At 42.9% G+C, this 11774-nt stretch carries 9 protein-coding genes; 2 read left to right on the top strand and 7 right to left on the bottom strand.

Annotated elements, in window-relative coordinates; translation table 11 throughout:
• Window positions 1-444: 444 nt before the first annotated feature.
• Window positions 445-3612 (bottom strand): tetratricopeptide repeat protein, encoded by a 3168-nt coding sequence (locus tag K4039_RS10025; protein WP_265235027.1) that lies wholly within the window; start codon window positions 3610-3612, stop codon window positions 445-447.
• Window positions 3613-3800: 188 nt separating this feature from the next.
• Window positions 3801-6260: a tetratricopeptide repeat protein gene (locus tag K4039_RS10020; RefSeq protein WP_265235026.1), complete on the bottom strand. Its 2460-nt coding sequence runs from the start codon at window positions 6258-6260 to the stop codon at window positions 3801-3803.
• 327 nt (window positions 6261-6587) lie between these two features.
• On the opposite strand from K4039_RS10020, the gene K4039_RS10015 reads away from it, so the two are divergent.
• Window positions 6588-7256 carry a Uma2 family endonuclease gene (locus K4039_RS10015; RefSeq protein ID WP_265235025.1) on the top strand — a complete coding sequence of 223 codons (669 nt, stop codon included), beginning with the start codon at window positions 6588-6590 and terminating at the stop codon, window positions 7254-7256.
• Window positions 7257-7349: 93 nt separating this feature from the next.
• Here the strand turns inward: K4039_RS10015 and K4039_RS10010 are convergent, their stop codons facing one another.
• The 5 genes from K4039_RS10010 to K4039_RS09990 form a co-directional block, all read right to left on the bottom strand.
• The gene (locus K4039_RS10010; RefSeq protein ID WP_265235024.1) at window positions 7350-7958 is read right to left on the bottom strand and encodes a 50S ribosomal protein L25/general stress protein Ctc; all 609 of its coding nucleotides are present in this window, start codon (window positions 7956-7958) and stop codon (window positions 7350-7352) included.
• A 64-nt stretch (window positions 7959-8022) separates the two neighbouring features.
• The gene (locus tag K4039_RS10005) at window positions 8023-8394 is read right to left on the bottom strand and encodes a hypothetical protein (RefSeq protein ID WP_265235023.1); all 372 of its coding nucleotides are present in this window, start codon (window positions 8392-8394) and stop codon (window positions 8023-8025) included.
• Window positions 8394-8612 carry a hypothetical protein gene (locus K4039_RS10000; RefSeq protein ID WP_265235022.1) on the bottom strand — a complete coding sequence of 73 codons (219 nt, stop codon included), beginning with the start codon at window positions 8610-8612 and terminating at the stop codon, window positions 8394-8396. The genes K4039_RS10005 and K4039_RS10000 overlap by 1 nt, the downstream gene beginning before the upstream one ends.
• Window positions 8613-8643: 31 nt before the next feature.
• A complete protein-coding gene (locus K4039_RS09995; protein ID WP_265235021.1) occupies window positions 8644-8850 on the bottom strand; it encodes a hypothetical protein in 207 nt (68 codons plus the stop codon).
• A 154-nt stretch (window positions 8851-9004) separates the two neighbouring features.
• A complete protein-coding gene (locus K4039_RS09990) occupies window positions 9005-10333 on the bottom strand; it encodes an adenylosuccinate synthase (protein ID WP_265235020.1) in 1329 nt (442 codons plus the stop codon).
• A gap of 261 nt (window positions 10334-10594) precedes the next feature.
• Between K4039_RS09990 and K4039_RS09985 the strand changes: the two genes are divergently transcribed.
• Entirely contained in the window at window positions 10595-11608 is a 1014-nt protein-coding gene (locus tag K4039_RS09985) for an adenosine deaminase (protein ID WP_265235019.1), read from the top strand.
• Window positions 11609-11774: the final 166 nt, after the last annotated feature.

The raw sequence follows: 11774 nt of genomic DNA, 5'->3' as shown, positions 1-11774 counted from the left end.
TCCTCATTCATCAGTAACCGAGTAGAAAATTTCTAGGCGTTGCTGAACTTCAGTATGAAATTCGTAGGGGCAATCCCCCCCGGTCGAGCTCCTACCGCCGACGGGGTAAGCACTCTTGGCTCTACCCCTACAGGCAGATCATACTGAAGTTCAGCAACGCCAATTTCTAAGTTCATTTATGATGGCTTATCATTGTGTTGTTTCCTTAGATTACTTCTAGCATGGGTGATTTCTAGTAATTAGATAGTACCACATTGTTAGATTATAAAACAGTTCCAATGAACTATAGCGAGGCTGAATGAATTGTGTATCCCTTCCAGAGGCAATTCCCCCGTAGTTGCCATCTCAATGCCTGGAGGCAATCTTGGCATCGCTTCTACATATTTACACCAATGACTTAGGCTCACTAGATATCTAAAATTAATTGTATTGTGTGGCTTTTAATTAACTGGAAAGACCGCGTATTATTTTGACAACTTCCTCGTAAATTCTTCGCCAATCCATATCATACTCATTTACCCATCCATTTGAGTCAAACACATCAGGTAATAAAGGTATAGCATCTACAACATTTTCTCTAAAAATGCCTGAAAATTCACATTTAGAAAATTGTTCCTTGTCATAAGGTGTTCCATGTACAACACCTGGTTTACCCCCTATCCATACAGGAAAAGTCAGAGCACTTCCATGAGATGCTATGTAACAGTCTATAAGTCTTGAACACACCACTTTTTGATGGTTCATGCTACCATTAGAGTTATATATGTAAACATCTTGAGTAATCAGAGGTAAAATTTTATGGATAGTTTCATTGACCCTTTCTATTTCTCTAGCGGTACCTTCCTCATAAGTTTTTTTGCTTCCCCAACCATCAAATATAATCCCTAAATTAGGGAACTCAGCAGCTAATGTATTAATGATATTAGCAAATCCTTCTACTTGAGACAACCAGACTCGGCTATGACTACGAATCCATATCAATATTAAAGGAAAATGTTTTTTAGCTTTTTCCACTTCCTGTAAAAAAACATTTGAAGATTGCTTGATTCCACCCTGATATACCTTAGTAGCTAAATCCTCTTCTATAAAAATCCCATTGACTTTTAAGGCTACATAATTATTGGCTACAACAGTTTTAAAAACTTGCAACACATCCTCAACTTCAACAAATTTTTCCGAGGGTATTTCCGGAAATACGTCTTTAGCCCTCAAATAATCTCCGGGTCCTACTAAAATTTTATCTAGTTTATGAAGAAGACCATTTTTACACAGAACATGAATACCTACTAGATCTTGCCAAAAGTAATGACCCATATTAAATTGTAAACCAATTACATCAACTACTTGTTTTACATGAGGGGATGCGATGTATGATTTTACCTGTTTCCAGCAAGTAACCATATAACTTTTGAGTTTGTTCATATTTTCTACCGGTTTGTAACTGAAATCTGCTAGGTGATAGGCATTAATGTTTATAATTAAATCTAATTTAGGAAAGTAGATCAGCAAAATGTAGCCAAAGACATGACCTGTCATCAGGTAAAACACTTCCTCTCCCACAAATCTATAACAAAAACCATGAAGATCAAATCGTTGCTTATCATCAAGGTCTCTGTGATTAATTACAAGGGATTGATTAGAGCGCAAAATTTTTCCACTGAAGGGACAGAACGAGTAGATATAGCCTGTTTCTATCAGACTTTGTTCATAAGAAAAATCACAAGAACCATAGCCTGCTAAGTTAATTTTTTTGCCTAATATTTCTGGTGAGTCATCAAAACTCTTAATTAGTATTTGCTCTAAGCTAAAAGTTTTATTTATAAATAGTTTCAAATATGGCAGATATAAGCCATGCTTTTCTAGATAATCTTTATCAGATTCACTCAATGAATCCAGAGTCATTACTCTGTAGTTACTAATATTAGCAAAGTATTTTGCCACTTCTTCTAACTCAATTTCTGTAGGATAGTTCCAATCTCCTGCTGCTAACACATCTTTTTGGTTCAAATCATCCCAAATGTCCTGATAAATTTTCCATTTCCCAGACGTTTTGACTCCCGGTACTTGCTGAAAAAATCTAACCGCCTCAGTTACCAAACCTTCTTGGTATAACAACAAACCTAGCTCTTGATAGAGCTTAATCAGATCATTGGTTCTTTCTAACTTTTGACCGCAATTAAATACTTCTTCTCCAAATCCTTGCTGGACTAAAATCACTGCCAATTTGGCATAATCTTCTGGTTTTCCTGACGGGCTTTGCAAAGCCTGTTCGTATGCGGTTAAGGCTTCTGCAAACCGACCACACTGTGCCAGCAGCATCCCTAATTTAAAGAATATATCTCCATTTGACGATAGCTTTAGCATCTCTTGATAGGAAAGTATCGTCAATTCTACCTTTGCTTGTTGTTCTAATAATTCTACCGCCCTATGAAACACCGCAAGTGCCTCTTCTTCTTGACCAATTCTAGTCAATGCTAACCCCAAAACATAAGCATTATACCCCGACTCTGGGGCAATTTCCATAGCGTAACGTAAGGTATTAGTTGCTTGCTCCCACTCTTTTTTACTTAGCAATTCTTCAGGATGGCTTTCAACAGCCCATTGGTAATAGCTAATAGATTTTTTAGCAATATTTTTAGATATAGTTAATTCTGCCTGAAGTTGTAGTAATTGAGTTTGTGTTTCATTAAAGGCTGTTTTAATATCTTCCGACTTAGTTAATTTTGCCTGAACTTGTAGCAATTGAGTTTGTGTTTCATCTAAATCCATTCTCAACTGGTCTAATTCTGATTGTAATCCCATTTTTTGAGAAATAATTTCCCCAAGAATGTGATATAATTCTTGGCAATTAGAGTTAAGTAAAATGGCGCTACACAGAATAGTAATCGCTTGTTCTAACTGTCCTTTATGAAAAAACATTTTACTTATTTTGCCATAGATTTTTATGCGATCGTCATCTACTAATTGTTCCCCTATAATATTACTAGCTACTTGTCTTAAAGTTTCTGGTTCCAAAATATTTGAGAACTGCTGTAAAATTATCAGCCAGTAACTTATAGCTTCTTCTTGTTTGCCCTGTTTTACAAAAGACTGAGCCAATGAGTAATAAGTATTGAATAAAAGCTGATTTTTTAGATCTAGCTTTTGTTCAATTGCCCCAATTAAATCTGATTTTAGCCAATCACTATCTTGGTTTAATTCTATTCCTTTCTGAAAAGCCACGATCGCTTCGTCAAAGTTTCCTAGTTTTTGTAAACTTTGACCCAAGCCATGATAAGTTCCATAATGCTCCGAGTGAAGAGAGAGCGCTTGCTGGAAGGAAACAGCAGCTTCCTGCCATCTTTGTTGTTGGGCAAAAGCATTGCCCAGATGATGATAACTCCAATGAAAGCTAGGATCAATCTCAATTGCTCTTTGGTAAGAAACTATTGCCTCATTTACTTTCGCCTGTTCTAACCAAATATTAGCTAAGTGATAATGGGCCCAAAAACAACTAGGGTTGAGATAGAGCGATTGACTGTAAACTGCCGCCGCTTCATCTATTTTATTTTGTTCTCTTAGTGTATTCCCTAATATTAATAGTTCAGCCACTTCCATTTTTTTAATTTCCATAAGCATAGTTTTACTACCTTTTACTGAATTACAGTCAATCTTCAATGGAATTGCAGATATAGGAATACTATCACCTGCCCTTCGCCTTCACTTCCAGTCCCCGACTACAACAAACACTAGCTTCCTGTTGTCGCACCACTTTAGCCAAACTATGACCCAACTTATCATGAACTTCAGCTAAATCAGAATTAATATCTATCGCCCTTTCCCGTCGTTTTAGTTATACCCTTTTTTTTTAATACTTCTTCTAACAGCCCAGAAATAGCCTCGTCATCAGGCCGCACCTGCAACGCCATCTGATAAAAGACGATCGCCCCATCAGGCCAATTCTGCCGCACCAAAGCATCAGCCAACCCCACATAAAGATCAGCATCATTCGGCGCAATTTCCAGCGCCTTGTGATACAACTGCACATCATCAGGCTTCTCCTCGATCGCCCTGCGGTACAAACGCATCGCCTGCTGCAAATCCCACTGCGATCGCATCCTCAAAGCATCAGCCAGCTTCTGCGAAATCCACGGCAAATTCGGCTGAATTTCCACAGCACAGCGGTAAGCAGCGATCGACTCATCCCACCGTTCCAGCTTCTCAAAAGCCGTCCCCATGTTGTAATAAGTCCACGGAAAATCGCCATTCAACTCCGCCGCGCGACGGTAAACCTCGATCGCCTCATCCCACCTTTCCATTTCTAGCAGCACGTCGCCCAACTTACTGTGCGACCAGAAGAAACTCGGATTCAGTTCATTAGCGCGCCGGTACGCAACCACCGCCTCATCCCAGCGTTCCAAATTCACCAGCGCTTCTGCTAAATTGTTGTGCGCCCAAAAATGTTCGGGGTTAAGTTCGATCGACCTTTGGTAAGCCGAAATTGCCTCTTCCCACCGTTCCAGTTTAATCAGCGCGTCAGCTAAATAATTGTGAGACCAACTAAACTCTGGATTTAATTCAGTTGCTTTGGTGTAAGCCACAACCGCTTCATCCCAGCGTTCCAACTTCAGCAGCACGTCTGCTAAATTGTTGTGAGACCAACTAAAATCAGGATTTAATTCGATCGCCTTGCGGTAAGCATTTACAGCTTCCTCCCAGCGTTCCAACTTCACCAACGACTCAGCTAAATTGTTGTGCGACCAAGAAAGTTCGGGATTAGTTTTAATGGCATTGGTGTAAGCATCTACCGCCGCTTCCCACTGTTCTTGACCCTTCAGAAGTTCGCCCAATTCGTGATAAGCTGCGCCAGCATTTGGGTTCAACTCAACCGCGCGCCGGTAACAGTCAATTCCTTGCTCTACCTTACCTTGCTCGATCAAAGTTTTAGCTAAATTCTCATGTTCCTCAGCCGGAACCGATTTCGGGTCGATCGCCAAAGCTCGATACAAAGCTTCGGCCGCCGCTTCCGACTTACCTAACTGAGTCAAAAGTTTCGCAAAATTGCGGAAAGCACCTGCAAAATCTGGTTTCAGCGCGATCGCCTTTTCGTAAGCAGAAACCGCTTGCTGCCACTGTTCTTGCTGCGCGCAAATGCTGCCGTAATTAGCATAAGCTTCAGCAAAATTCGGATTAATTTCTATTGCTTTGACATAGCAACTTTTAGCTTCATCAATTTTGCTAACAGCTTGGAGGGCGTTGCCGAGCATTTTGTAAAGCGGCGCTTCCGGCTTAATTTGTAGAGCTTTCTTGCAAGCAGAAATTGCCTGTTCCCATTTCCCCTGAGCAAAATAACCTTCTGCCAGTATTTTGTATGCTTCTGGATCTTCTGTAGTAATTCCAGCATTAACAGGTTGCTGAACTTGTTGACGCCCAAGCTGTTGTTGAAGTTGTTGCGGTATTTGTTTCAGTATTTCTTGCGGTATTTTTCGCAATATTTGCTCAGGTATTTGTTGTTGAAATTGTGGTTGTTGAATTTTTTGCGGTATTTGTTGTTGAACTTGTGGCGGCTTAGCAGCACCGTTAGTCGCGGTTGCACCAGCCAAAGTTTGCTCTCCCTCGCTGCCGTTTCTCGCATTAGCTGCGTTCAGTTCAATAGCTTTGCGATAATATACTGTCGCTTCTTCTAACTTGCCTTGTTTTTTCAGCGCTTCGCCCAAATTTTGGTAAGCCTGGGGCAAATTAGGATTTAATTTTATGGCGCGATCGTAACAAGAAATAGCTTCGGGAAACTTTTCTTGCCGGAAAAAAGCATCACCCATACCTAAGTGTTCTGCCGGCGATGCTTTTTCTGGTTCCAAAGAGAATGCACGATACCAGCATTCCTGAGCTTCTGCCCCTTTGCCAATTTGTCCAAATACTTTGGCTAAATTGCGGTATACTCCCGCGAAATTCGGTTTCAGGGCGATCGCCTTTTGATAAAATCCGATCGCCTCCGACCATTTTTCCTGCTGCGCGCTAATGCTGCCCAAATTCGCGTATACTTCCGCAAAATTCGGTGCTATTTCAATAGCTTTAGCGTACCAGTGCCGCGCCTCTTCCATCCTGCCTTGAGCTTGCAGCGCGTTACCCAAAGTCTTGTAAGCCGGGGCAAAATTGGGGTGAATCTTCAAAGCTTGCTCGCAGGAGGCGATCGCTTCTTCTAATTTCCCTTGGGATAAATACGTTTCTCCCTGTTGGTTAAATTGAACCGCTGTTGATTCTGTACTGACTGTTGATGGCATATATAGGCGGTGGCGACCGAGGCAGCAATTAAATAGGCTAGTTAAAGCGTTTCACAATTATAGTCGGGTTTGACACTAACAATAGCAGGGTTGTTCCCCTAATTATTAATTTTTTTGACTTCGGGTGCTGGGGAGACACTCAGCGGTTGAAACCGCGTCTATACAAACAAAACCCGCATTGCCAAGGGTTGAAGAGCAGAACGAGTAGTATCAAAATTGATGGATCGCACTCAGGATGCCTGCACCACAAGACTTATTGCAGAAATATCTTACAATAAGTGCACAGTAAATGTTCTGTCAACTTTTCCTCAAATTGCGGTAATTTTGATGTTGTTACAACCACCACCTCAACTTGTCGGAGAAAAGCGCCTCACCTTTCGCGATCTCGATTGGCGCGCCTTCAAGCAAATTCAAAGTTTGCTGACTGAGCGCACCCGCGCCCGCTTTACCTACGATAACGGAGCGTTAGAAATTACCAGAGGCCTCGAAGGACACGAACGCTCTGCTCGCTTGATTGAACTCTTTGTGAGAGTCCTTGTGGTTGAGATGGGGATGAAAATTAAGACGATGGGATCGACTACGCTCGATCGCGAAGACCTACTCAAGAGCGCCGAGCCAGACAATGGATATTATATTCAGAATTATGCCTTAGTTGCCGATCGCCCGGTTAACTTGAATATCGATCCAGCCCCCGATTTAGTCGTGGAAGTGGATATTACCCATACCGATATCAATAAAAATACACTCTATGCGAGTATGGGCGTGCCTGAGTTTTGGCGGTTTAACGGGCGGGTATGGCGGATTCTGCAATTAGTCGATGGGGCTTGTGTCGAGTGCGATCGATCTCCCACTTTTGGGATTATTGAAAAAACGGATTTATACCAGTTTCTAGAAGTGGCTTTCATAGATGAAGTTGCCGCAGAGATTGATTTTCGTCAATGGGTGCGACAGCAGATTCAAGGCGGAGCAATGCAAGTGCGATCGCACCAAAACTAGAATAGCCTTATTGAATAAAAAACGATCGCCCTTTTCGGATCGAGCGATCGCCTTTTTTTCAAGAATTACTTAACAACTATTAGCAATTACTAATTAAGCTGCTGCTGCTGCTGCTTCTTCTTCTTCTGCTATCTCTTCAGCACTGGCTTTAGTTCCCAGAACGGTAACAACCACCTGAGTTGGATCGCCAAGAGCTTCTGCTCCCGGAGGCAAAACTAACTCATGAATGTGCAGCGCATCCCCTACCTTTAAGTTAGAAACATCTACTTCAATTGCATCAGGAATGCTATCAGGTTTGCACTTAACTGCGATTTGCGTCAACACAGTTTCTAACATACCGGATTCTAACTTGACACCGATAGCTTCGCCGACAAAACTCAGCGATACTTCAACTTCCAGGCTATCTTGAGTTGCGACGGAGAAAAAGCTCAGGTGGTAAGGAAAGCCTTTCCAAGGATGAACTTGAACTTCCCGCAGCAAGGTTTTTCCTGTCCAAGAGAGTTCGGGAATGCTGAGGTCAATTAGGGCGTTGTTGACTACGTGCTTTTTGAGCAGGTGTTCAACTGTTTTGGCTTTGATGGTAAGGGAAATGGATTCAGAGCCGTTGTGTCCGTAGAGGACGGCGGGAATCATTCCTGAGCGGCGGAGGGCGTTAGGCTTGCTGCCTTCTACCCGCTTTTGACATTCTACTGCGAGTTCCATTTTATGACTTTCTGTTGATTGTTTTCACATTTTACCAGAATTGTGATATCGCGATCGCACCTAATTAAACGACTCGCTGAAGATACTGATAATTCTCATTTTCCAGACACTTAAGCAATTCCAGCATTTTCCTCAAACGGTACGTTCCTGCTTGGTATTCTTCTTTGAGAGGGGAATCACCCAGCTTAGCAAGGACGGTATCGCTTTCGCAGATGATTGCATCGCGGAAAAAATTTCTAAACTTCTGGCGTATATCTTGATCTAACTCAACTAAAGGTAGCTTCTCCTCCTCTTCATCTATCAAAATATTTCTGGGGACAGATTTGCCAATTTTGGAAAATTCTGATTTTGCCAACCACTCATAAACGTCTTCAGACATTCCGACATAGTGGGGTGGCTGATTAGTTTTGAAGGCATAAAAAATCATGTCTAACATTAGCTTTCCTCCTGACCTTCCTGATTCACCAACTTACTCTCTGGAAAATTTTCTACCCAAGCTACATCTGCTTTGTCGAATACAACCTTAGCTGGTTTAGTAATTCCCCCTGTGGTAATAACTCCAATTACAGTTCCTTTTTGACATATTTCCTTAGCTTTTGTGGAATCTAGTTTTTTGTTTTTCCAGGCTTTAATTTCAATATGCGGTTCATTCATTATTGTTTATACTTTTTATTATTTTGATAAATTAACCATTAAATTCGATCTGTAAATTGCGGAGTAGCTGTTTAACTCGCGGAACATCCCGATCGTTGACGATCAAAATATCACCTTTGGGATTGTTTCCGGTTGTTCTTTTGGCTTGTATTCCTTCTTTGCTTAATTCCATTATAAGCCATCCAATCATATCTCTGTGAACTTCTAGCCGTGCTATCAGTTCATCTTCGTCAGTCATTTACTTGACTCCCTGTAAATAAAGATACACTTGACCTCGCCGTGGGTCAAGTGCACTAAATCTGCTGGAACCTTAAACTAAGTAGGTAGCGGCGAGACTGGCAACAGCTTTGAGTATGATTGGTTGATACCCAAAATGTATTTTAAAGGCAACGTTAGGCTGGCGTACCGTCATGAGAAAGCAAAGCGCGCTTGGGCCCGTGAATTGGGTCTTCGACAATGATAGTTTGGTCGCGGCTGGCTCCGAGAGATACAATGGCGATCGGCACTTCCATCAAATCTGCCAAAAACTTGAGATAATCCAATGCTTGCGGCGGCAAATCTTCCAAATTGCGGCACTCTTCCGTGGACTGTTTCCAACCGGGAAGGGTTTCATAAATGGGTTTGCACCGAGCAAATATCCGCGAACTTTTCGGGAAATCGATGCAGCGTTCGCCGTCAATTTCGTAAGCAACGCAAACTTTTATTTCTTCTAATTCATCCAAAACATCTAGTTTGGTAATTGCCAGACAGTCAAGGCCGTTGATGCGGACTGCGTAGCGGCCGATTACCGCGTCGAACCAACCGCAGCGGCGTTTCCGGCCGGTTGTGGTGCCGAATTCTGCACCTCTTTCGCCCAAAATTGCGCCAACTCCATCGACCATTTCGGTAGGGAAGGGGCCTTCTCCGACGCGGGTTGTGTAGGCTTTTGCTACGCCAATTACGCGATCGATCGCTGTGGGCCCAACTCCCGTTCCCACGCAAGCGCCGCCCGCGATGGGATTGCTGGAAGTAACATAAGGATAAGTGCCGTGGTCTAAGTCTAATAAAGTGCCTTGCGCGCCTTCAAACAGAATATTTTTCCGCGTGTGAAGTCCCTCATAAATCTTCAGGGAACTGTCTACTACGTGCGGCCGCAAACGTTCTGCATAAACTTGATATTCATCAAAAACATCTTGCGGATTGAGAGGCGGCAAATTGTAAAGTTTTTCCAGAATGACATTTTTATGATGAATCGTCCATTCCAGTTGTTCTCGGAAGCCTTCCAAGTCCATCAAGTCGAGCATCCGAATGCCTGTGCGTTCCGACTTGTCGGCGTAAGTAGGGCCAATGCCGCGTCCTGTTGTCCCGATTTTATAATTTCCCCGCTGCTGTTCCGATGCCACATCAATTAATCGGTGATAGGGCATGGTGATGTGAGCAGTCTCTGAAATCATCAGGGAGGCAGTCGAAATATTCAGTTTTTCTAGCTGATCTAACTCTGCAATTAAAACTTTAGGGTCGATTACCGTGCCACAGCCGATGATACACTGTGTCTCTGGGTAGAGAATCCCAGACGGAATTAAGTGCAGTTTGAAAGTTTGACCGTTGACTACCACCGTGTGACCGGCGTTGACGCCCCCTTGGTAGCGGACAACGATATCTGCGGATTTGCTGAGCAAATCGGTAATTTTGCCTTTTCCTTCATCGCCCCACTGGGCGCCGATTACAACTACGTTAGCCAAGGGTTTCTCGCGTTCAGTTCAGGTTGACACAAACTCTGATTATGTAGCAATGTGTCCCAGATGTCAAATATATTTTTGTTACAATTAAGAGCATTGAGCCTGTATTACTCTCAATCAAAGACTCCCAGCACTATCGGGGGACTTCCGAAAGGAGAATGGGAGAATGGGAGAATGGGATAGTCTATTGCAATCTTCTTTATTATCCTGTAAGTCATTCCCAATTCTTCAATCTAAAATCCAAAATCTAAAATCTAAAATCGCATGACTTTACACGCTGAGTTGCACCGACATTTAGGCGGTTCTGTGGTTCCTCGGATTCTGTGGCGCTATTTCGATCGCCATAATGCTGAAATGGTCGATCGCTTTCAACACTACTCTGCTTTTGAGGATTTTTACACTCGTCCGCGCAATACTCTCGATGAGTATTTGGAACTGCACACGCTGGTAGAAAGCGTGCAAACTGTGGAGACTTTGCCTTATTTTATCTATCGGTTGATGCGCGGCGCTTATGTATTTGAAAATTTGGCTTATTTGGAGTTGCGCTATACGCCTTATTTGCGGACTCCAGAGCATTTGTCACAGTCAAAACGCATTGATTTGATGGCAGAAATTGTACGGGTTGTGGGGAAGGCAAGTCAAATTGGTGATTGTCCGATTGTGACTAGCCAAATTTTGTGTATGCACTCGCGTTTACCCCATGAGGTGAATCGGGCGATCGTCGATTTGGCAGCCGAGATGGGAGAATATGTTTGTGCGATCGATCTTGCGGGCGGTGATGCTGCTATTGGCGATCGCCTGGATGAGTTTGTGGCATTGTATCAGTACGCAAGGTCGATCGGCATTAAGACAACCGGCCATCTCTACGAAACTACCTCTGGCTGTTATCCCGAACTTCTGCCCTATTTGATGCGTATCGGCCACGGGATTCAAATTCCGCTAAAATATCCCGAACTGCTGCCAGAGGTCGCGCGCAGGGGTCAATGCTTAGAGGTTTGCCCGACTACCTATCTCAAGACGGGGACGTTACAGGATATGGGGGAATTGAAGGTTGTGTTCGATCGATGTTTTGAGGCTGGCGTCGATATTGCTATTTGTACTGACAATGCGGGATTGCACAACGTGCGGCTGCCTTTTGAGTACGAGAATTTGTTAACTTTGGATATCATTGATTTTCGGCAGTTACAAGCCTGTCAAGAGGCCGCTTTCCGCCATGCTTTCGCGTGGCCCTACGATGGGCGGCCTGTGAAAATACTGACGGGTTTGTTGCAACATTAGTCGGTTGGTGCGATCGTTAATTAGCAAATAATATCTATTTAACGAACCGCGAAGGCACGAAGGAAGAGAAGGAAGAGAAAGAGGAAGATAGGTAAATCTTTTTAGGCAAAGACTTGATTTAAAAATGAGAAAAAGCTCTTTCTTATCTTCCTTCGCGCTCTTTGCG

Origin of the sequence: Lyngbya sp. CCAP 1446/10 (genome assembly GCF_026130175.1) — a bacterium.
Taxonomy (GTDB): domain Bacteria; phylum Cyanobacteriota; class Cyanobacteriia; order Cyanobacteriales; family Microcoleaceae; genus Microcoleus.
The sequence above is the reverse complement of the archived record's forward strand: the minus strand, read 5'-3'. Positions and strand labels throughout refer to the sequence as shown.